Genomic DNA, 26,609 nt, shown 5'->3' on the forward strand with positions numbered 1-26,609 from the left:
CTATGCGCTGGCTCTACCAGAACTTCAGGTTGTCCTTCACGGCCTCGCGCTTCATCTCCTGGATGTGCTCGGTCAGCGGGATGTCCTTCGGACAGACCTCGGTACACGAGAACTGGGTCTGACACCGCCAGACGCCGTGCTCTTGCTCCAGAATGTCCATCCGGTGTTGCTTCAACTCGTCTTCCTCGCGCTCGTCCATCGCGAAGCGGTAGGCCTTGTTGATCGCCGCCGGGCCGAGATACTGGTTGTCGCCCGCCGCGATGTTACACGAAGACTGGCACGCGCCACACCAGATGCATCGCGTACTCATCTTGATCTTCTCGCGGTTCTCTCGACTCTGGCGCTGTTCCTCATCGTCGGGGGTGTCTCCCTGAAAGTACGGCTCGACTTCGTGCATCTGGTCGTAGAAGTGCTCCATGTCGACCACGAGGTCCTTCTCGACCTCCTGGTGGGGTAGCGGCTCGACCCGTACCGGGGTGTCGAGATCCGCGACCTGGGTCTGACATCCCAGTCGCTGTGACCCGTTGATGAACAGGGCGTCCGAGCCACAGACTGCCTGGCGACACGAGTGCCGGAAGGTGAGCGAGGGGTCGTACTGGTCGCGCGCGTACATCAGCGCGTCGAGCACCGTCATCCCTCCCTCGAAGGGGATCTGGAAGTCGTCGAACCGGGGCTCCTGCTTGGCCTCGACCTCCGGATCGTACCGGAACACCTTGAGGGTGATCCGATCCTCGTCCCCGCCGGCGGCTTCCTCGGCGCGCTCCTGACGCTCCGCTTCACCGGCGCGTTTTCGTTCGAGCCGCCGGTCCTGGGCGGTCTCTTCTGTGGGTTCGGTCTCGGATACTGTCTCGCTCTCGGTCTCCTGCTGTGGGATTTGCGTGCTCATTGTGGGTTAGAAGCTCACGTCCATGCCGGTCATCGCCAGCGCGACGCGAACGCCCTGGACGACGAGGAGGACGCTCGCGGCGACGAGCACCGCCGCCACGGCCTTCTTCTGGGCGCCGTCGAGGCCCTGGTTCACGAGGGCGTTGTAGACGCCGTTGACGCCGTGGAACGTTGCAGTCACCAGGAAGAGCACCATCGTGGCGAAGTAGCCAACCTGGCTCATCCGTGCGGTCGTCCCGGCGAGGGTGATCTCGTAGGCGTGGTTCACGAAGTGCAGCAGCATGAAGTGGAAGGCGAGCACCACGATCAGGAACGCCGCGGTCAGGCGCTGGGCGAACCACCGCCAGCCACGCCGATCGAACGAGGAGTAGCGCTCGGCCATCAGAACGCCCCCGTGAGAAAGGTCGGAACGCTCGCGATCGCGATCAGCCCCGTGACCACGAGCGAGGCGTAGAAGCTCTTGTCCTGGGAATCGAGCCCCACCCCGAGATCGACGAACAGCAGTCGGATCCCGTTCAGGATGTGAAAGACCGCGACCGCGAGCAGGCCGACCTCGAGGATGCGCACGAGCAGGAGTGCTTCGAGCCCACCGAGCGTCCGGTTGTACGTCCCCGCACCCGAGATCGCCGTACTCAGGACCGCGATGTGGGTGAAGAGGTAGCCCACGAGCACCCAGCCGGTGAACTTGTGAAAGATCCACGCCCACATCCCGGCCGAGAAGTCCCGCCACCGCCCGAAGTCCTCGACGAGACCCCGTTTGTACGACTGACTCATGTGTCCGGAGGGTGGGACCGATCCGGTATAGTCGTTACGTACCCGGACGAGCGTGCCGTTGCCGGATCAGGGGGAATTGAGTTCCGTGCGGTCCGATCGGTCGCGGGGCTACGCGCGGTCGCCCTCGCGGCGGGCCTGCTCGCGCTCGAACGCACGCCGCGTCGACGCGTCGAGTTCGACGAGGTGACAGACCGGGTTGCCGGGGTAGACGAGCGGGTTTTCGAGCACGCCGACCACGAGTCCGGTGAAGGGTGCGACGACGCTCTCGCTCTCGGTCTTGAACGGGTCGGTGATGGTGCAGACCGACTCCCCCTCGCGGACGAGATCGCCGCCGTCGTAGTGCATGTCGACGAGGCCGCCGACGTCCGCCCGGAGCCACGTTTTTTCGGCTGCGCCGTCGATGACGGTGCGCCAGCCCGGCCACCGAACCGCGTCCGCACTCCGCATCCCGAACTCCGCGAGCACGCTCTCGACGCCGAGGAGCGCCCGGTCGATCAGGTCGCGCTGGAACCGGTGGGCCTCGCCCATCTCGATCGTGACCGTGGCCGTGCCCCGCTCGGTGGCTTCCCGTCGGAGGGTGCCCTCCGGACCGGAGCCGTCGATCACGACGTTCGAACCGAACGACTTCGCCACCCGCTCGACGCCCTCGGCCTCGGTGTCGGCCCGGACGTGGAGGGTGTTGGTTCGGCCCCGGGTCGAGGTGTGGAAATCGAGGCCGAAATCGCCGGGCGAAACGAAGTTCGCGAAGATCCGCCGCGCCATCCGCCGGGCGCTGGTGCCGGTCTCGTTCCCGGGAAACGATCGGTTGAGGTCGCGGTCGTAGATCGGGAGGTAGCGCTGCTGGGCGAGGAAGCCAGGGACGTTGAGCACGGGGAGACAGACGAGGGTGCCGTGGAGGTCCGTGTGATCCCACTCGTGGGCCACGGTCCGCACGACCTCGACGCCGTTGAGCTCGTCGCCGTGGGCCGCCGCGGTGAGCACCCCGATCGGGCCCGGCTCCGCCCCGTTGACGATGGTGACCGGGATCCTGACCGGATCGCCCATGTAGGTCTCGCTGATGCCGTACCTGATGTTCTGGGTTTCGCCGGGCGCGACCTTCCCGCCGTCGTAGGTGAAGGCCCCCTCGTGACTCATCACCCCCGCTCCGTCAGCCGAGGGTAAAAACCTCCGCGTCCCCGTCGTCCGTCGCCGACCACGGTCACAGATCGCCGTCCGTCGACCGTCGGTCCGTCGGTGGTTCAAACGACGAAACGCCACAACTTTCACCGGAGCGCGGCGATCGAAGGCCATGACGAACGCCGACGACCCCGTCCGAGTGGGGGTGTTGAGCCTCCACAACAGCAAGGAGACGAAGGCCATCCTGAACGCGGTCGAGGACCTCGGCCACACGCCGGTGTGGCTCCGGCGGGAGAACACCGCGGTCTCGATCCGCGACAGCGAGGTCGGCGTCGAGCCCGAAATCGACGTGGTCGCGAACCGGCTCCTGCTCTCGAACACCGAGGAGCCCGCTGAGGGGCTCGGACTCGCGGCGACGTTCGAGCGGATCCGCCCGATGCTCAACCGGCCCGGTCCGACGCTCACCGCGATCCACAAGTTCGCCACCGCCGCGCGGCTTGCCGACTGGAACGTCAGGGTACCGGATGCGCTGCTCGCACTCTCGAACGACCGGCTCAATCGTGGTCGCGAGCAGTTCGGCGACGTCGGGGTGTACAAGACCGCGATCGGCACTCACGGCGGCGGGACGTGGAAGGTCGATCTCGACGAGCCCGTGAACCCCAAAGTCGGGAATCGACAGGCGTTCCTCCAGGAACTCATCGAGCGCGATGCGACCGAACACCGCGATCTTCGGGTGTACGTCGTCGACGATCGGATGGTGGGCGCGATGCACCGGTACGCCCCGGAGGGCGACTGGCGGACCAACGTCGCGCTCGGTGGCGCGGTCGAGAACGTCACCGACGAGATCCCCGACGAGGCCAGAGAGACCGCGCTCTACGCCGCCGACGTGATGGATCTCGACTACGTGGGGGTCGACCTCATCGAGGGGACGGATGGCTGGCACGTCCTCGAAATGAACCCGACCGCGGGGTTCAAGGGCCTCTACGAAGCTACTGGTCGGAGTCCCGCGCCCTACATCGCGAAGTTGGCGATCGAGCGCGTCGGCGGGGAGGTCGACGACGACCGCGTGGCGGAGATCGCGACGACGCTCGACGACTCCACGCCGTCCAGCATGCCACGGCCCGAACGGCCCGCACCGGGCCAGACCCCACTGATCGGCTACATCGAGGACGTGGTCGTGAGCGGCACCAGCGGGTCGCGATCGGCGCTCGCCAAATCCGACACGGGAGCGACGCGAACCAGCATCGACACCTCGCTCGCGGCCGAGATCGGGGCCGGCCCGATCAAGAGCATGACTCGCGTCAGGTCGGGAAGTTCGAAGTCCGGGAAGGCGCGACCGGTGGTCGACCTCGTGGTGGGGATCGGCGGCACCCAGCACACCGTGACCGCGAGCGTCGAGGATCGGAGTCACATGAGCTATCCGCTCCTCCTCGGTCGGGACATTCTCCAGCACTACCAGGTCGACGTCAGGCGACGCGCCGACAGCGACGACGCCGCGGAAGCGGAGCGCCTCGAAGAGTAGCATCCGTTGGGCGAGCAGAGCCGGCAGTCCTCGTTCACGTCGCTGTGGCGAAACCTGTGGACGATGGAACGTGTCCGTATCGAGGAGAGCGACGCGAAAACGGGGAGGGGACGGACAGACGATCATCGGTCCTCCCGCGTCCCGACTGGGCGGTGGCAAGTCAGCCGGGATGTGTTCGTTCGGCTGACGAAGCAAAAAAGCTGTCGGCCGATCAGGACTCGTAGTGTGCCCAGATGTAGCGAACGGCGATCGATCGATACGGCCGCCATTGCTCCGCGAGATCGTGCATTTCCTCGCGGGTCATCTCGCCGTACAGCGATTCGATCCCGCGGCGCACCGCGAGGTCGCCGATCGGGAACACGTCCTCCCGTCCGAGAACGAAGAGCAGGTACATCCGGCCGGTCCACCCCCCGATCCCACGGATCTCGCTGAGCCTGTCGATCACTTCCTCGTCGCTCGCGTCCGCGAGGCCCGCTCGGGTGAGGTCGCGTTCCTGAAACGCCCGTGCCGCGTTCCTGACGTACTCCGTCTTCGCCTCGCCGAGCCCGGCGTCTTCGAGGGCTTCCGGGTCGGCTTCGAGCACCGTTTCGGGCGTGACCGCCTCCAGCAGATCGAACACGCGCTCGCGCACCGCGGCTGCGGAGGCCGTCGAGATCGACTGGTTGATGATGGCGACCACGAGCCGCCGGAACTCGTCCTCGGCGGGTTCGAGCTCGATCGGACCGTGTTCGTCGATCAACCGATCCATGACGGGATCGTCGCGGAGGTGATCGTGAGCCTCGGACACGACTGCGGGAACGCGGTGAAAGAGAATACGAGTTGCGTTCGCGGTAGATCGGCCGGTTGCGGTGCGGTCGCGGTCGTGGTGCGGTCCTGGCGTCTCGACGAACGGAGTGAATCGAGGCTCAGGAGAGCTTTGCTCGCCTGGCGGATGAAGGGCGAGCGAACGGAGTGAGCGAGGGCTTCGGCGGTGTGGTCGCGGAGAGCGCCAGCAGTCGTACCGCGAGTGAGGCTGCAGGCCGAGCGATCGGTTTTCCATGAACGTCCGTTAGAGCGAAGCTCTAACGCAGCCTCTTGGAGAGCGAAGCTCTCCAATGGTCGGCGAATCTTCGATTCGCCTCGACATCGGAAGTCGAAGACTTCTGAGGACGTTTTGCAAGGAGGGGGTCGCGCGAGCGGTGCGAGGCGCGAACGGAGTGAGCGTGGTTCGAGACGCCTTTGGCGTCTCGTCATCTCGGAAGACCGGCGGTCTTCCGACGACTCGTCGAAGTGTCGAAGGCACTTCGAGATCCCGAGGGAGCGAAGCTCTCTCGGGCGACCTCGAAAGCGAACGGGCGCTTCGCACCCGTGAGCAGACGCAGCGAGCGCGATCCCCGCAGTAAAAAGGTTTTCAGTAGAACTCGCGAACCAGATCGGTGGCGTCCTCGGGTGCACCGTCCGGAATCTCGGCCATGTTCTCGTCGAGGCCATGGCGCTCGTTGTACGGGACCGATTCCTCGTCCCGATAGATCACGCCTTGGTACTCGGTGTCGTCGTCCATGATCTTCGCCTCGGCGGCGTCACGATCGGACGAGTCGTGATCGGTCTCGTCGAGGTCGACGATCGCGTCCCGGAAGTAGTCGTAGGTGTCGACGTCGTTGAACGTCACACACGGACTGTAGACGTTGACGAACCCGAACCCGTCGTGCTCGACGGCCTCCTGGACGATCTCGGTGTGGCGCTGGGCGTCCGAGGAGAACGACTGGGCGATGAAGCTGCCGTCGGCGGCGAGCGCGAGCGCGAGCGGGTTGACCGGGGCCTGTTTCGGGCCCTCGGGCGAGGTCGCGGTCTCGAAGTCCTCGCGACTGGTGGGCGAGAACTGCCCCTTCGTGAGGCCGTAGATCCGGTTGTCCATCACGACGTAGGTCATGTCCATGTTTCGTCGGACTGCGTGGACGAAGTGACCAGCGCCGATGGAGTAGCCGTCGCCGTCGCCGCCCGAGACCATCACTTCGAGGTCGGGGTTCGCGCTCTTGACGCCGATGCCCACCGGCAGCGCGCGGCCGTGGACGCCGTGGAGCGCGTAGCTGTGCATGTACGTGCCGATCTTGCCCGAGCAGCCGATGCCCGCCACCACGAAGGTGTTGTCGGGATCGTTGCCGGTGTTGGCGAGCGCCTTCATCATCCCGTTCATCGTCCCGAAGTCGCCGCAGCCGGGACACCACGTGGGCTGCTTGTCGGACTTGAAGTCGGTGAATCTGACGTCTGAACTCATGTGGGGACCTCCTGGGTCGCGTCGAGTTTCTCGGTGATCCGCTCGGCCAGTTCGTCGGCCTTGAACCGCACGCCGTTGTACTTGTTTATCCGTTTGACCCGGGTAAGGGTGTCGCCTTCGACCACGTCGGCGAACTGCCCGGTCGCATTGCACTCCACCACGATGACCTCGTCGGCGGCCTCGATCTCCTCGGTGAGGTCGGGCCGGGGGAACATGTACGGCACCGAGAGGAAGCGAACGTCGATGTCGGCCTCGTCGAGGAAGCCGATCGCCTCGCGCATCGCGCCCTCGTTCGATCCCCACGAGAGCACGAGCGTATCGGCATCGCTGTCGCCGAACTCGCGGTAGTCCCAGTTTTCTTCCTCCTGGGCGGTCTCGACCTTCTGGTTGCGTTTGTCGACCTGTTCGATCCGAACCTCCTGCTCCTCGGTCCGGCGGCCGAGTTCGTCGTGTTCGAGCCCCGTGGTCATGTGTGCGCCACCCGACGTTCCGGGCAGCGTGCGCGGGCTGATACCGTCGGCGGCCGGGAAGTGGGGCTGGAACTGGTCGCTGTCGTTGAGCCACGAATCGATCTCGTTCTCGTCGACGAGCTTGCCGCGGTCGATTTCGACACTGTCCATGTCGAACTCCTCGGGTTCGAACGTCTGTTCGGTGACCGCAAGTGCGAGATCGCCCACCAGATAGACCGGGGTCTGGTACTTCTCGGCGAGGTTGAACGCCTCGATCGTCTTGTGGAAACACTCCGACACCGTGGTCGGCGCGACCACGAAGCGGGGGATCTCGCCGTGACCGCCGTACAGGAGCATGTCGAGATCGCCCTGCTCCTGTTTCGTCGGCATTCCGGTCGAGGGACCAGACCGCATCACGTCACAGATCACGAGCGGCGTCTCGCTCGTGGCGACCAGTCCGAAGGTCTCGGCCATCAGGTCGATGCCCGGCCCGGAGGTCGCGGTCATCGAGCGCGCGCCCGCCCGCGCCGCGCCGAGCGCCATGTTGATCGCGGCGAGCTCGTCCTCGGCCTGCATCACGTGGCCGCCGTAGCGTTCGAGCCGCCCCTTCAGGTACTCCATCACGTCGGTCGCGGGGGTGATGGGGTAGCCCGAGTAGAACCGACAGCCCGCGGCGATCGCGCCCATGCCGATGGCCTCGTCGCCGTTCAGCAGGACGTAGTCGTTGTCGGTTGTCTCGATGTCGTAGTCGAACCCGTCGTGGTCGAGCTCCTCGACGACGTGCTCCTCGCCGAGCCGGGCGGCCTGGCGGTTGTTCGCGACGATCGACTCCCCTTTGTCGCCGAAGCGCTTTTCGAGCGCCTCGTCGAGGTTCTCGATCGGGAAGTTCGCGACTTCACAGGCCGCCCCGAGCGCGACGATGTTCTGCATGAGCGCGCCGCCGGCGTCCTCGGCGAGGCGCTTCAGCGGGACGGGGAGCCCGATCATCCCTTCGGGAGCCTCGAAGTCCTCCATCATCGTGCGCTCGCCGTCGTAGATGATGACCGAGCCCTCGTGGAGTTCGTCCATGTTCTCCTCGACCGTGCGCTGGGTCAGCGCGATCAGGATGTCGAGCCGATCGACGACCGACTCGACGCGCTCGGTCGAACTCCGGACCTTGTAGGCGGTGTATCCTCCCCGGATCCGCGAGGCGAAGTCCTTGGAGGTGAAGACGTGTCGGCCCGCCCGCGAGAGCGCCTGCGCGAAGATCTTCCCCGTGGAGTTGATCCCGTCGCCGGCCTCCCCACCGATGGCCCAGTTCAAATCGTCTGGCATGTGCTGGGTCCGGGTATGCTATCTGCGGACGAAAAGGCTTCGGAACGACCGTCAACATTGTCGACGACAGTGTATCCGTATTCGCTTGCGAGTACCTGATTCCAGCCGATCGATCTCGTCACAGCCTCCGATGGGACTCCTCTCAACGGGTGTATCGAAGTCCCTTTGGCGGACCCACGCCCAGCGTCAGCATGGAAGCGACACGAACTCGCGTGCGCGACAACCGGGAGGTCGGCCCGGAAACCATCGCGCTCGACCTCGAAACCCCCGACGGATTCGACGCCAGGCCCGGCCAGTTCGTCAAGCTCTCGCTCGACGTCGATGGAGAACGCCGCTCGCGGTTTTACACGCTCTCTTCATCAACGGTAGATGATACGTTCGAAGTCACCGTCGGTGTCGACCCCGACGGCGAGGTCGCCCCCTACCTTGCGGAGCTCGAAGCCGGCGATTCGGTGACGATGGCGGGGCCGTTCGGCAGCGCACACTACGAGGACGAATCTCGGACGACGGTCCTCGCGGGCGGTCCGGGGGTCGGACCCGCGGTCGGAATCGCCGAGCGCACCCTCGACGACGGCGGCGAGACGGCGGTGGTCTACCGCGACGACGATCCCGTTCACGAGGACCGACTCGACGCGCTCCGCGAGGCCGGCGCGACCGTGCACGTCGTCGGTTCGGCCGCCGATCTGACCGACCCGACGGCGGACGCACTCGCCGGTGACGAGAACGAACAGGTGTTCGTCTACGGGTTCGCGGACTTCCTCGACGCCGCAACCGATGCGCTCGCAGCTGCCGGCGGCGATCCCGACAGGGCAAAGATCGAGAACTTCGGTTGAACCACCAGGTTTTTACTTCAGGGCATCGCGCGCTTCGCGCGCTCAACCCCTCGCAAAAACCTGGACGAAAAACATCCGCTCGCCCACTCCGTTCGCTCGCGGTAGAACTACTGGCGCTCTCCGCAACCGCCACCGCACAGCACCGCTGAAGCCCTCACTCGCTTCGCTCCTTCGCCCTTCATCCGCCAGGCGAGCAAAGCTCTCCTGAGCCTCGATTCACTCCGTTCGTCGAGACGCCAGGCCCGTACCACGACCGCCACTACCCCGCCCGACCACCGCTAAAACGAGTACCCGACGGATAGATGTCGCGTGAGCCCGACCCACACCCATGAGCCGACACCGGTCCGGATCGACGACTTCCCGCCGACGATACCTCGCGCTTGCGGCCGCGATCGGCGGGTCACTCGCCGGCTGTCTCGGTGGTGACGGCGGGGGCGACGACGAGGAGTCCGGAACGACGGGGACGAACGGGACGGGGACGGCCACCACCGATGGAGCCGAGACGACTATGGCCGACGAAGCCGGCACGAACACCGCAGCGGGAGCCGGGACGACCACCGCCACGGCAACCGAATCGGCGACGCAGACGACTACGGGCGGCCAGCTCGATCTCCGCGAGGCGAACGTCGTCGGCGTCGAAGTCGAGTCGACCGACGGCGGCTACCGCTTCGACGTGACCCTCTATCACGACGACGACGGCGAGGACGGCTACGCGAACTGGTGGCAGGTCGAGACCCTCGGCGGAGAGCGACTCGGCCGGCGCGAGCTCCTCCACCCACATGGAACCACGCGATTCACCCGTTCAGAAACGATCGAGGTGCCGGATGGGACGAGCCGCGTCGTCGTCCGTGGTCACGATCAGACCCACGGCCACGGCGGCCAGGCGATGGTCGTGACGCTCGAAACCGGTGCGACCGAGACCGTCCGACAGGGTCCCGAACCCCAGTCGTTCGACGGGAGCGGATCCGGAACGGCGACCACGACCGACGGCGGATGACGGGAAGTCGCGAATGACGACGGAGAACGACGCCCGTGCGGCGGTCGGGGCCGAACGCGAGCGCCTGCGCGAACGGTTCGGCGCGTTCGCGGTCACGGAGACGCGCGTCGAGAACGACCCCGCGTTCTACGAGTACGGCCTCGATCTCGTCCGTGAGAGCGGCATGCTCGCCGACGCTGGCGCGCTGGTCCGCGATTCGCGGGACCGGGTTCTGCTCGTTCGCCATCCCGACACACCCGAAACGTGGGGAACGCCAGGCGGCGGCTACGAGACGGCCGACGACTCGCTCGCCGCGACGGCGGTCCGCGAGGTTCGCGAGGAGACCGGCGTTCGCTGCGAGGTGACTGACGTGCTCGCCATCCGCGTCAAAACCATCGAGCACAGCGAGGAGCCGCGGTCGTACCCGATGCTGACGGCCGAGTTCGCGGCCCACAGCGCCGAAGGCTCCGGAGTGCGCTCCAGGCAGCCGGCATCGGCGACCGACGACGACGAGGTGCTGGAGGCGCGGTGGTTCGTCGAACCGCCCGCGGCGCTCCACGACCGCACGCGGGACCTGCTCGGGGAGTAGCGCTCGCCGAATCTCGCCGCCACCCGGTTCGATCGTCGCCCGGAAACGGCAGTGCCTGGTTCGCGTGCGGAGCGCGCCTCGGCCGCAGGAACACTGATACGAGTGGCGTGGCGATCGGGGGCATGGTCGACGCTGCGGGCACGATCGCGGAACTGTTCGGGAGCGACGAGGCGACGCCGGCGGGAGCGACGATGCTCGACGTGGCTCGCGACATCCGGGCGAACCCCCGGACGATCGACTGCCGCGACGGACGCCAACTCGGATACGCCGACTGCGGCGATCCCGACGGCGACCCCCTACTGGTTTTCCACGGCTTCCCGAACTCGCGGCCCTTCGGCGCACTGTTCGACGCGGCGGGTCGCGAACGCGGCCTCCGGATCATCGCGCCCGAACGCCCCGGGTTCGGCGTCTCCGATCCCGCCCCGGACCGCGCGGTCGCCGACTGGGCCGACGACGTTGCCGACCTCGCCGACGCGCTCGGCCTCGACTCGTTCCCGGTACTCGGGATCTCCGGCGGCGGTCCCTACGCGGCGGCCTGTGCCGCACGACTGCCGGAGCGGATCGAGCGTGCCGGCATCGCCTGCGGTCTCGCCCCGCTCGACTCCGTGGCGTGGCGCGATCGCCTCCCGTTTCTGATCGCCAGGCACGCGAAGCCACTGGCGAAACTCTCGCTCTGGTCCGACGGGCGAACTGCCCGAAGGAACCCCGAGGCGTACCTCGAATCCACGGTCGAATCGACGGCCGCGGCCGACGCCGACCTCTGGCGCGGCGAGGTCGGACAGGTACTGTTGGAGAGCGACTACGAGGCGGTCAGCCGCCACGGCTACGGTCCGCTCGCGGACGAACTCGCCGTGTTCGCCGGCGACTGGGGGTTCGATCTCGGTTCGATCGACGTCCCCGTGTTCCTCTGGTACGGCCGGGCCGACCGGATCGTGCCGCTCTCGATGGGGCTGTACTACGCCGAACGGATCCCGACCGCCGAGGCCCACGTCTACCCCGACCAGGGTCACCTCTCGATCGTTGACGACAACGAGACCGGGATCCTCGACGCACTCGTCGACGGCCAGCGGTAGCACGGAAACGCACGGTCAGTGTTCGACGAACTCGATCAGGACGCCGCCGGTCGATCCCGGATGGAGGAAGGCCACCTCGTGGCCCCACGCGCCCTCCCGCGGCTCGTCGTCGATCAACTCGACACCGTGCTCGCGCGCCCGATCGAGCGCGGCCGCGATGTCGTCGGTTTCGAGCGCGAGATGGTGGATGCCCGGCCCGCTGCGATCGAGATACCTCGCGATCGCGCCCTCGCCGTCGAGCGGTTCGAGGAGTTCGAAGTAGCTCCCGTCGCAGTCGAGGAAGACGACGGCCATCCCGTCGAACGTCTCCTCGTGCGCCACCTCGAACCCGAACAGGTCGGTGTACAGTTCTGCGAGTGCGTCGGCGTCGTCGGTGGCGATGCCGGCGTGATCGACGTTCATAGCGCGGCCCCGCCCTGGTGCTCGCCGAAGACGTCCCGCATGGTATCACAGATTTCCCCGGTGGTGGCCTCGGCCTTCACCGCGTCGACGAGGTACGGCATGAGATTGTCGTCGCCCGCGGCGGCGTCGTGGAGCGCCGAGAGTGCGTCCTCGGCGGCCGCGTCGTCGCGCTCGTCGCGCACCTGCTCAAGCCGATCACGCTGGCGCTGCTGGTCTTCCTCGGTGACTTCCTCGATGTCGACTTCGGGCTCCTCGTCGACCTCGTACTCGTTGACGCCCACGATCACCCGCTCGCCCTCGTCGATCTCCTGCTGGCGCTCGAACGCGACATCTTGCACCTCACGCTGGACCCACTGGTCCTCGACGGCCTGGAGCATCCCGCCCTTGCCGTCGACGGTGTCGAGGATGTCGAACGCCTCCTCCTCCAGCTCGTCGGTGAGGCCCTCGACGTAGTAACTCCCCGCGAGCGGGTCGACCGTGTCGGCCGCGCCCGACTCGTGGGCGAGGATCTGCTGGGTCCGAAGCGCGGTGCGGACGCTCTCTTCTGTGGGCAGTGCGAGCGCCTCGTCTTTCCCGTTCGTGTGGAGGCTCTGGGTCCCGCCGAGGACGGCGGCGAGGCCCTGATACGCCACCCGGACGATGTTGTTGTCGATCTGCTGGGCGGTCAGCGTCGAGCCCGCGGTCTGGGTGTGGAACTTCAACTGCTTCGAGTCGGGATCGTCGGCGTCGAAGCGCTCGTCCATGATCTTCGCCCACATCCGCCTCGCCGCCCGGAACTTCGCGACCTCCTCCAGGACGTTGTTGTACGACGCGAAGAAGAAGGAGAGTTGCGGGGCGAAATCGTCGACCGCGAGGCCGGCCTCCGTGGCGGCCTCGACGTACTCGATCCCGTTCCCGAGGGTGAAGGCGATCTCCTGGGCCGCCGACGAGCCCGCCTCGCGGATGTGATAGCCCGAGATCGAGATGGTGTTGAAACTCGGGACCTCGTCGGCGCAGAACTCGAAGATGTCGGTGATGATCCGCATCGAGGGCTCCGGCGGGTAGATGTAGGTGTTGCGCGCGACGTACTCCTTCAGAACGTCGTTCTGGATGGTGCCCCGCAGTTCCTCGCGGTCGACACCCTGGCGATCGCCGACCGCGATGTACATCGCGAGCAGCACGCTCGCGGGCGCGTTGATCGTCATGCTGGTCGAAACCTCGTCCAGGGGGATGCCCTCGAAGACGGTCTCCATGTCGTGGATCGAGTCGATCGCCACGCCCGACTTCCCGACCTCGCCCGCGGCCATCTCGTTGTCCGAATCGTACCCCATCTGGGTCGGCAAGTCAAAGGCCATCGAGAGGCCGGTCTGGCCCTCGTCGATGAGGTACTGGAAGCGCTCGTTGGTCTCCCTTGCCGTACCCATCCCGGCGTACTGGCGCATCGTCCAGAGCCGGCCACGATACATCGTGGGATACACCCCCCGAGTGTAGGGCTCCTCGCCAGGGAAGCCAACGTCCTCGCGGTAGTCGCGCTCGCCAACGTCGTCGGGGGTGTAGAGCCGATCGACCTCGTGGCCCGCGGTGTCGGTCTCGAAGGTGTCCTTGCGCTCGCCGAACCGATCGAGGACGGGATCGAGGGTTTCTGCCTCCCACTCCTCCTTGGCCGACCGGATGTCGGCGAGGTCGTCGGGATCGAACATACCCGCTCGTAGGGTCGACGTGACTTTAATCGTTGTTCGTCGGGACCGTGGTCGCTCTCCAACCCACTTTTTTACTGTGCTACGAGACGGCGACAGCGAGGCACTACGCGCCTCGGGCCGTTCGCGCGGCGTAGCCGCGCGAAGAAGCCGTCTCGGCATCGTCAAAAGAGCCGTCGGCTCTTTTGGACAGTGCGATTCCTTCGGAATCGCTTGCAGTCGGGCGGCTTCGCGCGCCTGCGGTGTTCGTTCGCGGTTCGATCACTGACACCACCGCCTCAGTACCGCTCCGCGACAGCCACACGCCTCCCCAACCGATTCGCTCGGTCGCTTCGCTTCCTCGCTCATCCCTCGCACGTTCTGCGCGCCGTCGGCGCGCATTCATCGCGCGCCAACCACCACACGAAAAGTCACGGCTGGAATGACCCACTACTCGTCCTCCTGCTCCGTCTCGATCTCCACGTCGAAGTCCTCCGGTGTGGCCGCCGCGACGGCGGGGAGCCGTCGAAGCCGCGGGCGCAGGAGGACGTAGATCGCCGTGAAGCCGAAGCCGCCCGCGGTCAGCGCCATCGTCGGCGTCGTTCCCAGCACCGCGGCGACCGCGCCACCGACGAGCGAGCCAAGCGGGAGCGTCGCCCCGGAAGCGGTGCCTTTCGTCGCCGAAACCCGACCCAGCACGTCGGTCGGGAACACCCGCTGGTTCAGCGTCGAACTGAGCACGCTCGAAGCGCCGACGGGTACCCACGCGAGGCCGAACAGCACAACCGAGAGTGCCGGCGACGACACGAGGGCGGCCGCAAGCCAGCAGCAAGCACCCACCCCGTGAGCGAGGAGCAGCCGGCCGTAGGGAACGCCCTCGAACCACGGACCGACGAACGAGCCGACGAGCCGACCGATCCCGAGCGCGCCCAGCAGCAGGCCGTAGACGGCGGGACCGCCGAGACCGTCGCCGAACGCCGGCAGTATCGCCAGCGCGACGCCAGTCGTGAAGTTCGCCACCGCGGTCGTCAGCATCAGTTCGACGAACACCGTCCCGCGGAGCACCCCGATCCCGGCCCGGAGGTCCGAGACGTACGAACGCAGCACCGAGCGCACGGTTGCGACGGTCGGCTCGGTCCTCGATCCCGTGCGCTCGTCGACCTCCGTCGCGGTGCCGAGCCTGATACCGGCGAACAGCAGTGCGGCGACGGCGAACGTGGCCGAGTCGGCGAGGAACAGGGTCGTCGCGCCGAACAACGCGACGAAGCCGCCGCCGAGCGCGTCGAACACCATGTCCAGCCCGAGCGTCACGGTCGAGAGCGCCGCGTTCGCGCCGGGGAGGCGCTCGTCGTCGACGATCCGGGGCAGCAGCGCTGTCTCCATCGGTGTCATCAGCAGCGACGCGAGCATCAACACCGGCGCGACGACGAACAGGACGCCGACGTCCAAGTACCCTGTCGCCGCCGCCAGCGGCAGGGCCAGCACGACGGTGCCTTGGATCACCTGCGAGCCGACGAGGACGCGTTCGAGTGCCAGACGATCGACGAGTGGTCCGGCGAACACCTGGAGCAGCCACGGCAACAGCAGTATCGCGTTCAGCGCGCCGGTGACCAGCGTCGAGCCGCTCAGTTCGAAGGCGAGCCAGAGCATCGCCACCGTGTAGAGGCTGTCCCCGGCGTTCGTGACGAACTGTCCGGCGAAGAAGCGCCGGAAGTCGGCGTTGCGCCACAGCCCCCGATCGAGGGCGCTCATCGACGACCACCTCCGAGGGGCGTCGGCAGGGCTCCACGCGGAGCGGGCGAGCGGCTCCCACGCCAGCGGCTCGGGTATCGGCGCGGGCGGTTCGGTCGTGATTCATGTGTCGGTGCGCGGTCGTGCGAGCGCCGGCACTGAGCCGGCGACTCGGCGGATATCGGCATATGCGTGCGTGGTCGAGAGGAAATGCGGCTACCGAGGAGGTAGCGAAACGAACCCGAGTGCTGCGGCTATCGGGCCCGTCAGGCAGCGGGAGGCGAGAGGGGATCGAACACCGGACGAACCGTAGGCCGGCGAGTCATAAGACAGTTCTTCGCATCGGTTCGCGCGGCCGGTAAAAAGCGTACTGGTTCCGTGTGGGCGGTGGTTCCCGCTGTCTACGCCCACGATCTCGTCGGGTTTTATCGCGAATTCACCGCAGTCGATTCTCCCGCCGCGGACCGGAACGGACGCCAGTCAACTACGCAGGCCCTCCCCCGACGACGATCCGCTCCTCGATCGGGTCGACGACCGCTTGGCTGCCGATCGGGAGCGGAACGGTCGGGTTGGTGTGGCCGAAATCGAGATCGAACACGACGGGGATGTCCGGGTTGTACCGCTCCAACTGGCCGGCGATCGCCTCGCGCTGGCGGTCGCGGTACGCGGCGCGCTCCTCGTCGTCGGGCTGTTCGCGGTGGCTCCTCGTGGCTGGTCGACCGACGAGCACCGCGCCGAACCGATCGAGCAGGCCGCGCTCGCCCATGCACATCAGGGTCCACTTCACGCGATCGGCGCTCGGCATGTCCTCGGACGTCTCGATTGCGAGCACGCACCCATCGAGCGCGTCGGGATCGGGAAAGTAGCGCTCGGTCATCAGATGCCACTCGACGATCGCGAGACAGCCGCCCCAGATCCGGCCCTCGGCACGCTCCTCGCCGCCCCGCCACGTCCAGCCTGGGTTCGGCTCGTACGTCGGCGTGTGGTCGGCGTACGCGTCGTCGGTCCAGTCGACCACGTCGTCGGTCCACTCGGCGGCCGGTTCGAGTTCGCCGAGTGACTCCTCGAAGAATGCCCGGCGAAGGTAGCGCTCGGTGTACTCGTGGAGGTGTCCGGGCGTCGCGATCTGGTTCATCAACTGACCGCCGTTGTACGAGACGATCCCGAGATCCCAGAGATAGAGCTGGAGGTTCGTGTTGTCGCTCATCCCGTAGAATCTGGTCGGGTGCTCACGGAGCACGTCGGGATCGAGGTGGGGAAGCACCCGAAGCTGATCGTCGCCGCCGATGGTCGCCACGATCCCCCGAACGTCGGGATCGCGGAAGGCGTCGTGAACGTCGCGAGCGCGCTCCTCGGGGTGAGCTTCGAGATGCTCGTTTCCCTTCTCGGCAGTCGGGTAGACGACCGGTTCGAGGTCGAACGTCTCGCGGAGGCGCTCGACGCCGAGATCGAGAACGTGTGGGGCGTCCGCCGCGCCGCCGCTCGCGGGCGCGACGATCGCGACGCTGTCACCTGGATCGAGTGCGGGCGGCACGACGAACTCGGGTGGCATGGTTCCGTCTCGGAAGTCGAGATGAAAAACGCTCCGGCCGTTCGTACTGTCGGTCAGACGGCTTCGACGACCACCATCGAAAACCCGAAGTCGGGAGCACGAACGACTGCCCCGGTGAGCAATGGTTTTCTGACCGACAGTATCACCCGGTGTCGTACTTGTAGGTCGCGTTCTCGCTGTCGATCCCGAAGTCCTCGGGAGTTTCTTCGACTGCGGGTTCCTCGTCCTCGACTCCGTCCTCGGCGGCGTGTTTGAATCGCTCGCGCAGCTCGGACGGCATGGTGAACGCCCCGACGTCGACCTGCGTCGGGACGGCCTCGGGAACGCTGCCTTCGCGTTTGACGTCGAGGCGCTCGGCGAGCTTGTTCGGGAGTTCCCCGCTCTCGACCCGCTCGAAGCCGAACTGTTCGAGGTACTCGGGTTCGTCGGTCAGCGAGTAGACGGTCTCGAACTCCTCGTCACCGGCGCGGTCGACCAGCCGCTCGACGACGTGTGCGCCGACGCCCTGGCCACGCCACCCTTCGAGGACGCCGATCCCGGTGAGTTCGCAGAACTCGCCGTCGTCGGTCCGGTGGATCCGGATCCGACCGAACCCGGTCTTCCGGTTGCCGGTCTCGTCGACGGCGATGACGTAGTCCCGGGAGCGAAAGGCGGCGTCGTCGAGGCTCATGTCCTCGATGTGGTCCAGAAGCCAGACTTCCTCGCGGTTTCTCGCGTTCCGGACGTACATACTCCAGGATGGGTCGCCGGCCAGTAAAAGGGTTTCCGGGTATCGGGAACGAAAGACGATGGGGAAACTCCTTTCATGTCGTGCGGTGTCCCCTCCAGTATGGAGTCCCTGGGCGAGTTCGACGAGGTGGTTCACGAACCGACCGAGGAGTTCGTCGAATCCACGAACGTCCACGCGTTCATGCAGGAGTACGGGATCGACGGCTACGACGAACTGATCGCGCGAACCTGCAGCGACACCGGGATCGACGAGTCGGGCGTCGACTGGTTCTGGGACGAGCTCGTCGAGTACCTCGGCATCGAGTTTTTCGAGGGCTACGACAGCGTTCGCAACGACAGCGAGGGGCCGCAGTTCACCGACTGGTATCCCGGTGGGTCGATCAACGTCGCCCACAACACGCTCGATCGGTACGCCGACGGCGACACCGCCGACGACGTGGCCTGCGTCTGGGAGGGCGAACCGGGCACGGTTCGGGAGGTGACGTTCGCGGAACTCCACGAGGGGGCGAACCGGGTGGCGAACTGCCTCGAAGAACGCGGCGTCGGCACCGGCGACACTGTCGGGCTCTACATGCCGATGGTCCCGGAGGTCATCGCCATTCTCTACGGCTGCTTCAAGATCGGCGCGATCGCGGTCCCGATCTTCTCGGGGTTCGGCGTCGACGCGACCGCCACCAGGATCGCGGACGCCGAACCCACAGTTCTATTCACTGGTGACGGGTTCTATCGCCGGGGCGACGAGGTCCGGCTGAAGGGAGCCGCCGACGAGGCGATCGCGGATGCCGGCCACGTCGGACACACCGTCGTCTACGATCGGCTGGGACTGACACCCGACGAAGGTGGGGATGGCGAGGATACGGGCGAGGTTCCGTGGGACGACGCGCGCGACGAGCGCTGGGACGAAGCGGTGGGCGAGCAGTCGAGCGAGTACGAGACGAAGGAACTCGACGCCTCCCAGGAGTCGATGCTGCTCTACTCCTCGGGCACGACCGGCAAGCCGAAGGGGATCGTCCACACCCACGCCGGGATCCTCGTGCAGTGTGCGAAGGAGATCCACTTCGGGTTCGATCAAAAGCCCGACGACAACTTCTTCTGGGTGTCGGATATCGGCTGGATGATGGGGCCGTGGACGCTGATCGGGAATCACGCCTTCGGTGGGAGCGTGGTGATGTACGAGGGCGCGCCCGACTACCCCGAACCCGATCGGTTCTGGTCGATGATCGACCGCCACGACGTCACCCAGTTCGGGATCTCGCCGACCGCGATCCGCGCGCTCAGAAAGCACGGTGATGAATGGGTCGAGGGACACGACCTGTCGAGTCTCCGGCTGCTGGGGTCGACCGGCGAGCCGTGGGATCCCGAGTCGTGGCTCTGGTTCTACGACCAGGTGGGGGGTGGCGACACGCCGATCATCAACATCTCCGGCGGGACCGAGATCTGTGGGTGTTTCCTGATGCCGATGCCGATTCAATCCTTGAAACCCTGTACGCTCGGTGGCCCGGGGCTGGGAATGAACATCGACATCGTGGATTCGGCGGGCGAGTCGGTGGCCGACGCACATGAAAGAGGCTTTCTGGTGGCGCGTGACTCGTGTCCCTCGATGACCAAATCGCTGTGGAGCGGCGATGAACGCTACCTCGAAGAGTACTGGTCGAGCTTCGAGGACCCGCCCCTCTGGGACCACGGCGACTGGGCGCAGAAGGACGAGGACGGGCTCTGGTTCCTCCACGGTCGGGCCGACGACGCGCTGAACGTCGCCGGGCGGAAGGTCGGTCCCGCCGAGGTCGAGGGCGCGATCATCGACCACGACGACGCGAACCAGGCCGCCGCGGTCGGCGTCCCCGACGACACCACCGGGACGGCGGTCGTGGCGTACGTCGTGCTCGAAGATCACGCCGAGGCGTCGGACGCGCTCCGCGAGGAACTCCGGGAGCAGGTGGGCGAGGAACTGGGCAAGCCGTTCAAACCCCGCGAGGTGCTTTTTGTGGAGGGATTCCCGAAAACCCAGTCGGGGAAGATCATCCGCCGAGCGATCGCGTCGATCTACCGGGGCGAGGAGCTCGGCGACATGGGCTCGATCGAGAACCCGGACGCGCTCGACGCCATCGAGCAGGCACGATAGCTACTCGCCGTCCGATCGCCCTCCACGATCACTCGTCACGCTCTCGCCACTCCTCGCGGAGCAGTCCATACTGGAGCATGTCGCGGTGCTCGCCATCGACGAACATGAACTTCCGGCGGCGACCCTCTTCGGTGAACCCGAGCGATTCCAGCAGGCCACGCGAAGCGTCGTTGTAATCGTAGGCCTCCGCACCCACGGCCGGCGTGTCGTACTGCCGGAAGGCGTACTCGACGGCGAGCGAGACGGCCTCCTTCCCGTAGCCCTCGCCGTGAACCTCCGGAACGAGCCAGTAGCCGAGCTCCGGACGTTTGTAGTCGATGTCCGTCACGTTCACGTTGCCGATCCGCCGGACGTCGCCGTCGTCTGGTTGGCCCGGATCGGTGTCGCTCCCTTCGAGACAGACGAGGAACCGATCAGTGCCGTCCTCGCCGGTCACCTCGTACCCCTCCCGGTTCCTGACGGGGTTGCCGAGCGGATAGCGGATCTCGGGCTCGACCGAGCGCTGGAGGAAGGGGACGTCCTCGCTCTCGACCGTCCGGAGCGTGACCCGCTCGCCACTCGTGACGCGTGCGCCAGGCATGCCTCGACGGCGATCCCACAGCGTATAGCGTCTTTCGGCCGTCAACCATCGATCCGTGTCCGCGGGCCGCCGTCCGGGGGTCAGCGAACCGCGGTGGGGTCGATGATGGTCTCCTCGGGTGCGCTCCCGGTTGTGATCGCAACGTCGCCGATGGTTTCGTCGTCCGGGAAAACGACGGTTGCGCCCGCGAGCAGCGGGGCGACGAGGCCGGCCGCGACGGTTCCGGGGAGGGTGAGCGACGCGCGCACCGCGACTGCGTCGCCAGCGTCCAGTCCCGCTCGCTCGACGGTGCGCTCGGCGGCGGCAAGGAGTTCGGCGTGGGAGAGCGATGACTCGGCGGTGGCGAGCGCCGGGTCGTCGGCCGCGACGTCCGCCGGCGCGAGCGTCGGGTTCTCGCTCCAGACATCGCGTTCGAAGTGCGCCGTTTCGGAATTGTCCGGCGAGTCGCCGTAGGCGACGCGGGTGCCACCAGGCGGGAGCTCGAAGTCGTCGATTTCCTCGACTGGTGCGACGACCGTACAGGCGTCGATCGACGTGGGTGGATCGAATCGCGCGACGCCACCGAGCGACGCCGTGCCGAGAAAGGCGAGCACCGCCGCGGGCCGTCGTCCGGCGATCCCGACCGTTCGTCCGGGTCGGACGCCGCAGTGGTGCAGGAAGTTGCCGGTCTTCCAGGCGTTCGTGAGGAGTCGGCGGTAGTCGTGATCGGTGTCGCCTGGCACGCGGAGCGCGGGGCGGTCGCTCCGGCGATCGCGCGCGAGCAGCCCGCGCAGCGTGTCCATGCCCGTGATTCGGGTGGGTGACCCAAAACGCCGCCGGCTGCGGCGGCGGTGCGGCCGCGTTTGCAGTGGCGGTGCCTGGCGGATGAAGGGCGAGGCCCGCGGAGCGGGGCTCGCGGGTTGTGCCTTCCCGCCCGCTCGTTTCGAGACGCTCACTCCGTCCGCGTCTCGCGGCCGAGGGCTTCGGCGGTGCGGTTCCTCGGTGTCTCGACGAGCGAAGCGAGTCGAGGCCCAGGAGAGCAAGCTCTCCTGGTGGATCGAGGGTGAGGCCCGTAGAGTCGAGGGCTTCGGCGGTGCTGTGCGGAGCAGTTGCGGGAAGCGCCGGCAGCTCTACCGCGAGCGCCGCAGGCGCTCGCGGGGTTTTCCATGAACGTTCGTCAAAGTGAAACTCTAACGCAGCCTCTTGGAGAGCGAAGCTCTCCAATGGTCGGCGAATCTTCGATTCGCCTCGACATCAGAAGTCTTCGACTTCTGAGGACGTTTTTGCGAGCGGGGGTCGCCGAAGGCGACCCTCCGCAGTAAAAAGGTTCGGTTCAGTCGATGATCTCGCCGACTGCGAAGTTCGACTTCACCTCGGTGACTTCGACCTTGACGCGCTCGCCGATCTCCGCGCCGGGCACGATGATGACGTAGCCCCGCTCGACGCGCGCGATCCCGTCGCCCTGCTTGCCGATGTCCTCGACCTCGACGTAGCGCATCTCGCCGATGTCGACCGGCGGCTGGGGCTCCGAGGAGGGACGGCTCGATCCCGAGCGCGACCCGCCCGAACTCGCCGTGCTCGACTCGGCGTCGGTGCGCTCGCGCGAAACGAGCGCCACGCGGTAGACCTCGCCGGCCTCGACCGAGCCGGTGTCGATCTCGCGGCGTGGCACCTCGACGGTGTAGGTGTCGTCGTCTTCCGCAGTGACCTCGGCGTTGAACAGACACAAGAGCTTGTCAGAGATTTCCATCGCGTAGTCCTCCGTCACGGCCGTTGGGGGCGAACGGTAAAGAACTACCGCACGGACGGTCCCCAGGACGGTCGTGCTCGATCGCGGCCGGCCGTGCTCGCCGGGTACCACCGATCGAACTCCGATCGACCCTCGGCCGAACTCGATTACCCCGCTGTACCAACCACGACCTCGAAATCCACAGCGCGCCTGGTCGTGAGGTTCTCACGGGAGCAACGAATCATCGAAACCGGCCGACAGCGGTCGGATTACCCTGCTGTACCAAACCCGCTTTAGGGTATCGCTTCGTTCGTTCGAGCATGGCAGCCAGCAGCGCAACGGCCGACCTCAGCCGCAAACAGCGCCGGATCCTCGAGTACCTCCGCGAGCACGCCGGGACCCAGACGTACTTCAAGTCGCGGCTGATCGGCGAGGCGCTCGACCTCACCGCGAAGGAGGTCGGCACGAACATGACCGCCATTCGGGACGGCGAGTGTTCGCTCTCAGTCGAGAAGTGGGGCTACTCGTCGTCGACGACGTGGAAGGTTACGACCTGAAAGCCCTCGGAACTGCGCGGGCCGGTGGCCCGCGCATCCGGCCTCACTTCGTTCGGTCGGACGCCTGACGGCGGTTCCTCGCCCTTTTCATGTCCGCCGGGAGAGCTTCGCTCTCCCGAGCCCTGCCTCACTTCGTTCGGCAGGACACCAGGACCGCATTGCGCGACCCGCGCTGTCGCGCGGGCACGCGCTGCCGCCTTCCCCTTCCCCGTGTTCGCACGCCCGGCGCTGTCGCGCTCAGGCGCGCTCACGGCCACCGCGCCGCACCGCTCCGCAACTGCACACACCGTCTCCGCGACCGCACGGTACCGTCACCGCGCCGCGCCCGTCGTCACTACGACGCATCCGCCGGAGCCGCCCGACAGCGACCGACGAGCGCACAAGGTTGATGCCTCTGGCCGAAATCGATTCGTAGTATGCCTGGTCCCGTATTCCTCGACGGCGAGCGCATCACCCTCCGAACCGTCGAGGAAGAGGATCTCGAGTTCCTCCAGCACGACATCAACGATCCCGAGGTCTGGCGGTCGCTCGGTGCGGTGTCGCCGGTGAACGCCGAACAGGAGCGCGAGTGGTTCGAAGGGATCGGCGACGACGGCGTGTCGCTGCTCGTCTGCGTCGAGGGCGAGCCGGTCGGGATGATCGGCCTCTCCGACGTCGTCGAGGTCTGGGGTCGCGCCGAGGTGGGCTACTGGGTGACACCCGATTCGTGGGGCGAGGGGTACGCGACCGAGGCCACCGACCTCCTCGTGGGTTACGCGTTCGACCAGCGCCGGCTCAACAAGGTCGTCGCCACCGCCTTCGAGCACAACGCTGGCTCGCGGCGCGTGCTCGAAAAGGTCGGGTTCGTCGAGGAGGGCGTCCATCGCGAGGAGGCGTTCGTGGACGGCGAGTTCGTCGACGTCCACCGATACGGCCTCCTCGCTCGCGAGTGGCGCGAGCAGCGTTGACCCGGGTTCCCGAGCGCCCCCGAAACGGAACCGAACGGAGTCAGACGACCGCGTTCCAGACCGGGGCGATCACGAAGAAGAGGGAGAGATAGGCCGCGTACAGCAACACGACCATCGAGGCGGCGATGGCCCCGTTCGGTCGGCTGAGGCTGCGGTCGTTGCGCGCCTCGACCCGCAGCGCTTCGAGCTCGAAGAGGTCGGTGACGAACATTCCGACGACGAGCACCGAGAGCACGACCCCGGAGTGGAGCTCGACGGTCATGAGGTAAAACGAGCCGAGGATCAACAGGATCGTCGAGGCGGCGTGAAGCGGATGCTGGCCGACGGCCTCGGCACCCTGCTCGCGCGCATCGTTGACGTTCGACCGGTGGGCGATCGCGCGCGTGACGACGTTGGCGACCGCGAGAACGACGAGGACGTACAGGATGAGTGGGTGGTCGCCGCTCCCGAGGACCGCGTCGATCGGCCCGAACAGCGAGAGAGGTTGCATAATCGAGCCTCCGTCGGGATCCCATTAGAGCCTTTCCCATCCCGTCTCACACACGGCTCGGGGACGCGAGCCGGAGCGTGCCGTCGCGGACGATCTCGACGGTGGTGCCTGGCGCGACGCTCCCCAGCGAACGCCCGTCGACGAACAGCTCCACGTCGGCGTCGTCGCGCTCGACGGTGAGCGCGATCGCCGACAGCGGCACCACCCAGTGGTCGGGATCGGTCGCGAACGGCGCGATCGGCACCACCGCAGCGGCGTCGCTGCCGGCGACCACGACCGGGCCGCCCGCGGCGCGTGCGTACCCGCGACTTCCGGCGGGCGTCGCCACCACCACGCCGTCGGCGCGAACTCGTGCGAGCGGCGCGTCGCTCCCGACGGACGTGTCGGCAGCCCCTGGGTCCCGATCGGACCCGGTGTCATCGGTGGCGACCGCGAACTCCGAGATGGTCGCGGGTTCGGCAGTCATCAAGGCGATGTCGCGGAGTGCACGGCCGTCGACGGTCGGGGTTTCGACCGCCATCACCGGCTGCTCGCGAACGGGGTACTCCCCGGCGAGGAAGCGCTCGATCCCGTCCGAGCTGTCCCCACGAGGAAGCGACGCGATCCCGTCGACGTCGATCGGGAGAACCGGACCGCCGACGCCGGCGGCGACGCACTCGCCCAATCCGGCGTCACCGACGGCCACCACGGCGTCGGCGTCGGTGGCGGCGGTCGCGCCCCGGCTCGCGGCGACGACGCCACCGGCATCCGCAACCGCATCGACGATCCCGGTCGGGTCGGCCTCGGGCGCGACGACACCGACGCTGGTCGCTCCGTGATCGCTCGCCGGCTCGCCATCGCTCATCGATCCTCGTTGCGCGCGGCGGGGCAAAAGACTGCGGACTCGGCGCGATCGATCGGACGCCGGGACCACTCCACCATCGATCGTGGTCCGAACCGGCCCCGCGTTCGAGCCGGCCTCCGCTTCCCGAACCCTCAAGCGGAGTCGAACCGATCGGTGGCGCATGACCGAGTGGATCGGCGACGTCTTCACCAGCGACACGGGCTGGAACCACCTCGAAACCCTCGTCGACATCGGCGATCGGATGGCCGGCAGCGACGGCGAGCGCCGCGCCGCAGAGGCCACCCGCGACGCGCTGGCGGGGGTCGGTGCGCGGAACCCTCGTCTGGAGGAGTTCGACATTCAGGGGTGGACCCGTGGCTCCGCGACGATCGGTGGCGGCGACCGCAGCCGCGAGACCATCGCGCTCCCGCGGAGTCCGGCTGGCGAGGTTGCAGGCGAATTCGTGGACCTCGGCTACGGCCTCCCAAGCGACTTCGAAGAGACCGACATCGAGGGGAAGGTCGTGATGGTCGCGTCGAACGTCCCCGGCCACTACGATCGGTTCATCCACCGCCGGGAGAAGTACTACTACGCCGTCGATGGGGGTGCGGCCGCGTTCGTCTTCCGGAACCACGTCGAGGGCTGCCTCCCACCGACCGGGAGTGTCGGCACCGAGGACTCGCCGATCGGCGAGATTCCCGCACTCGGGGTGAGCAAGGAAGTCGGGTCACGGCTCTCGCGGCGTCGGGAGGGCGAGATGGTCGAGGTGTCGGTCGCGGCCGACGTTCACGACGCGACCAGCCAGAACGTTCACGCCGATCTCGGCCCCGACACCGACGAGGCGGTGTTGGTGACGAGTCACGTCGACGCCCACGACATCGCCGAAGGGGCGATGGACAACGGGGCCGGCACCGCCGTCGTCGTCGAGGTGGCGAAGGCGCTCGCAGACCGCGAGACGGAACTCGACACCCGCGTCCACGTCGTCGTCTACGGTGCCGAGGAGGTCGGCCTGGTGGGGTCGGCTCACGACGCCGACGAGCGCGATCACGATTCGATCAAGGCCGTGGTGAACAACGACGGCGTCGTCCGTGGACGGACGCTCAGCGCCCACACCCACGGGTTCGACGCGCTCGACGATCTCGTCACCGGGGTGGCCGACGAGTTCGACCATCCGGTCACGACGATCCCCGACCAGGGCCCGCACAGCGATCACTGGCCCTACGTCCAGTGGGGCGTTCCCGGCTACCACCTGATGAGCGAGACGGGCGACGAGGGTCGGGGGTGGGGGCACACGTTCGCGGACACGCTGGACAAGCTCGAAGTCAGGAACCTCCGCGAACAGTCGATCCTCCTCACCGAACTGTGCGTTCGGCTCGCGGACGACGAGTTCGTGGTCGAGCACGAGGACCCGGAGACGATCGCGGCGGCACTGGAAGCCGAGGACCAGGCGGCGGGCATGAAGGTCATCGGCGACTGGCCCTACGACGGATGACCCGACGGCGATCCCACACTCGGGGGCCGGTGGAGA

At 67.1% G+C, this 26,609-nt stretch carries 26 protein-coding genes; 9 read left to right on the forward strand and 17 right to left on the reverse strand.

Annotated features, from left to right (window positions below; all coding sequences use genetic code 11):
* Positions 1-13 precede the first annotated feature (13 nt).
* From TX76_RS00815 to TX76_RS00830, 4 genes are all read right to left on the reverse strand, one after another.
* Positions 14-886: a succinate dehydrogenase/fumarate reductase iron-sulfur subunit gene (locus TX76_RS00815; RefSeq protein ID WP_049898344.1), complete on the reverse strand. Its 873-nt coding sequence runs from the start codon at positions 884-886 to the stop codon at positions 14-16.
* Between the two features lie 6 nt (positions 887-892).
* Complete coding sequence (locus tag TX76_RS00820; RefSeq protein WP_049898346.1) at positions 893-1,267, reverse strand: succinate dehydrogenase; 375 nt, start codon at positions 1,265-1,267, stop codon at positions 893-895.
* A complete protein-coding gene (gene sdhC, locus TX76_RS00825) occupies positions 1,267-1,659 on the reverse strand; it encodes a succinate dehydrogenase, cytochrome b556 subunit (protein ID WP_049898347.1) in 393 nt (130 codons plus the stop codon). Before sdhC ends, TX76_RS00820 begins: the two co-directional genes overlap by 1 nt.
* Positions 1,660-1,767: 108 nt before the next feature.
* Positions 1,768-2,793 carry a succinylglutamate desuccinylase/aspartoacylase family protein gene (locus tag TX76_RS00830; protein WP_049898349.1) on the reverse strand — a complete coding sequence of 342 codons (1,026 nt, stop codon included), beginning with the start codon at positions 2,791-2,793 and terminating at the stop codon, positions 1,768-1,770.
* Positions 2,794-2,947: 154 nt separating this feature from the next.
* Here TX76_RS00830 and TX76_RS00835 point away from each other — a divergent pair, with 154 nt between their 5' ends.
* The gene (locus TX76_RS00835; protein ID WP_049898351.1) at positions 2,948-4,297 is read left to right on the forward strand and encodes a putative ATP-dependent zinc protease; all 1,350 of its coding nucleotides are present in this window, start codon (positions 2,948-2,950) and stop codon (positions 4,295-4,297) included.
* A 211-nt stretch (positions 4,298-4,508) separates the two neighbouring features.
* Here TX76_RS00835 and TX76_RS00840 read toward each other — a convergent pair whose 3' ends face one another.
* From TX76_RS00840 to TX76_RS00850, 3 genes are all read right to left on the reverse strand, one after another.
* Positions 4,509-5,045: a DNA-3-methyladenine glycosylase family protein gene (locus tag TX76_RS00840; protein ID WP_049898569.1), complete on the reverse strand. Its 537-nt coding sequence runs from the start codon at positions 5,043-5,045 to the stop codon at positions 4,509-4,511.
* A gap of 642 nt (positions 5,046-5,687) precedes the next feature.
* A complete protein-coding gene (locus TX76_RS00845; RefSeq protein WP_049898354.1) occupies positions 5,688-6,551 on the reverse strand; it encodes a 2-oxoacid:ferredoxin oxidoreductase subunit beta in 864 nt (287 codons plus the stop codon).
* Positions 6,548-8,314: a 2-oxoacid:acceptor oxidoreductase subunit alpha gene (locus TX76_RS00850; protein ID WP_049898356.1), complete on the reverse strand. Its 1,767-nt coding sequence runs from the start codon at positions 8,312-8,314 to the stop codon at positions 6,548-6,550. Before TX76_RS00850 ends, TX76_RS00845 begins: the two co-directional genes overlap by 4 nt.
* 191 nt (positions 8,315-8,505) lie before the next feature.
* Here TX76_RS00850 and TX76_RS00855 point away from each other — a divergent pair, with 191 nt between their 5' ends.
* The 4 genes from TX76_RS00855 (at position 8,506) to TX76_RS00870 (ending at position 11,785) form a co-directional block, all read left to right on the forward strand.
* A complete protein-coding gene (locus tag TX76_RS00855) occupies positions 8,506-9,147 on the forward strand; it encodes an FAD-dependent oxidoreductase (RefSeq protein WP_049898359.1) in 642 nt (213 codons plus the stop codon).
* A gap of 328 nt (positions 9,148-9,475) precedes the next feature.
* On the forward strand, positions 9,476-10,144 hold the full coding sequence (locus tag TX76_RS00860) for a hypothetical protein (RefSeq protein ID WP_049898362.1): 669 nt from the start codon (positions 9,476-9,478) through the stop codon (positions 10,142-10,144).
* Positions 10,145-10,157: 13 nt separating this feature from the next.
* Positions 10,158-10,712 carry an NUDIX hydrolase gene (locus TX76_RS00865; RefSeq protein WP_049898364.1) on the forward strand — a complete coding sequence of 185 codons (555 nt, stop codon included), beginning with the start codon at positions 10,158-10,160 and terminating at the stop codon, positions 10,710-10,712.
* Positions 10,713-10,834: 122 nt separating this feature from the next.
* A complete protein-coding gene (locus TX76_RS00870; protein WP_049898366.1) occupies positions 10,835-11,785 on the forward strand; it encodes an alpha/beta fold hydrolase in 951 nt (316 codons plus the stop codon).
* Between the two features lie 15 nt (positions 11,786-11,800).
* Here TX76_RS00870 and mce read toward each other — a convergent pair whose 3' ends face one another.
* The 5 genes from mce to TX76_RS00895 form a co-directional block, all read right to left on the reverse strand.
* Positions 11,801-12,187 (reverse strand): methylmalonyl-CoA epimerase, encoded by a 387-nt coding sequence (mce, locus tag TX76_RS00875; RefSeq protein WP_049898368.1) that lies wholly within the window; start codon positions 12,185-12,187, stop codon positions 11,801-11,803.
* Entirely contained in the window at positions 12,184-13,866 is a 1,683-nt protein-coding gene (locus TX76_RS00880; RefSeq protein WP_049898369.1) for an acyl-CoA mutase large subunit family protein, read from the reverse strand. Before TX76_RS00880 ends, mce begins: the two co-directional genes overlap by 4 nt.
* 426 nt (positions 13,867-14,292) lie before the next feature.
* Entirely contained in the window at positions 14,293-15,594 is a 1,302-nt protein-coding gene (locus tag TX76_RS00885; RefSeq protein WP_049898370.1) for an MFS transporter, read from the reverse strand.
* 463 nt (positions 15,595-16,057) lie between these two features.
* Positions 16,058-17,125, reverse strand: a complete 1,068-nt coding sequence (locus TX76_RS00890; RefSeq protein WP_049898372.1) for a S66 family peptidase — start codon at positions 17,123-17,125, stop codon at positions 16,058-16,060.
* Positions 17,126-17,267: 142 nt separating this feature from the next.
* Positions 17,268-17,855, reverse strand: a complete 588-nt coding sequence (locus tag TX76_RS00895) for a GNAT family N-acetyltransferase (protein WP_049898374.1) — start codon at positions 17,853-17,855, stop codon at positions 17,268-17,270.
* Positions 17,856-17,954: 99 nt separating this feature from the next.
* Between TX76_RS00895 and TX76_RS00900 the strand changes: the two genes are divergently transcribed.
* On the forward strand, positions 17,955-19,976 hold the full coding sequence (locus TX76_RS00900) for an AMP-binding protein (protein ID WP_049898376.1): 2,022 nt from the start codon (positions 17,955-17,957) through the stop codon (positions 19,974-19,976).
* 28 nt (positions 19,977-20,004) lie between these two features.
* Here TX76_RS00900 and TX76_RS00905 read toward each other — a convergent pair whose 3' ends face one another.
* The 3 genes from TX76_RS00905 to TX76_RS00915 all read right to left on the reverse strand — a co-directional run bounded on the left by TX76_RS00905 (position 20,005) and on the right by TX76_RS00915 (position 22,285).
* The gene (locus TX76_RS00905; protein ID WP_049898377.1) at positions 20,005-20,556 is read right to left on the reverse strand and encodes a GNAT family N-acetyltransferase; all 552 of its coding nucleotides are present in this window, start codon (positions 20,554-20,556) and stop codon (positions 20,005-20,007) included.
* Positions 20,557-20,636: 80 nt separating this feature from the next.
* Entirely contained in the window at positions 20,637-21,338 is a 702-nt protein-coding gene (locus TX76_RS00910) for an acyl-CoA synthetase family protein (protein ID WP_049898379.1), read from the reverse strand.
* Between the two features lie 530 nt (positions 21,339-21,868).
* A complete protein-coding gene (locus tag TX76_RS00915) occupies positions 21,869-22,285 on the reverse strand; it encodes a TRAM domain-containing protein (protein ID WP_049898571.1) in 417 nt (138 codons plus the stop codon).
* A 299-nt stretch (positions 22,286-22,584) separates the two neighbouring features.
* On the opposite strand from TX76_RS00915, the gene TX76_RS00920 reads away from it, so the two are divergent.
* Together TX76_RS00920 and TX76_RS00925 are read left to right on the forward strand one after the other, a co-directional pair.
* Complete coding sequence (locus TX76_RS00920) at positions 22,585-22,821, forward strand: DUF7123 family protein (protein ID WP_049898381.1); 237 nt, start codon at positions 22,585-22,587, stop codon at positions 22,819-22,821.
* Between the two features lie 416 nt (positions 22,822-23,237).
* Positions 23,238-23,768 carry a GNAT family N-acetyltransferase gene (locus tag TX76_RS00925; protein WP_049898382.1) on the forward strand — a complete coding sequence of 177 codons (531 nt, stop codon included), beginning with the start codon at positions 23,238-23,240 and terminating at the stop codon, positions 23,766-23,768.
* 40 nt (positions 23,769-23,808) lie between these two features.
* Here TX76_RS00925 and TX76_RS00930 read toward each other — a convergent pair whose 3' ends face one another.
* Complete coding sequence (locus TX76_RS00930; protein WP_049898385.1) at positions 23,809-24,258, reverse strand: DUF7313 family protein; 450 nt, start codon at positions 24,256-24,258, stop codon at positions 23,809-23,811.
* A gap of 46 nt (positions 24,259-24,304) precedes the next feature.
* Positions 24,305-25,102 (reverse strand): NAD(+)/NADH kinase, encoded by a 798-nt coding sequence (locus TX76_RS00935; RefSeq protein WP_049898386.1) that lies wholly within the window; start codon positions 25,100-25,102, stop codon positions 24,305-24,307.
* Between the two features lie 160 nt (positions 25,103-25,262).
* On the opposite strand from TX76_RS00935, the gene TX76_RS00940 reads away from it, so the two are divergent.
* The gene (locus TX76_RS00940) at positions 25,263-26,573 is read left to right on the forward strand and encodes a M28 family peptidase (protein ID WP_049898573.1); all 1,311 of its coding nucleotides are present in this window, start codon (positions 25,263-25,265) and stop codon (positions 26,571-26,573) included.
* The last annotated feature ends 36 nt before the right edge of the window (positions 26,574-26,609 follow it).

Source organism: Halococcus agarilyticus, from assembly GCF_000334895.1.
Lineage (GTDB): Archaea > Halobacteriota > Halobacteria > Halobacteriales > Halococcaceae > Halococcus > Halococcus agarilyticus.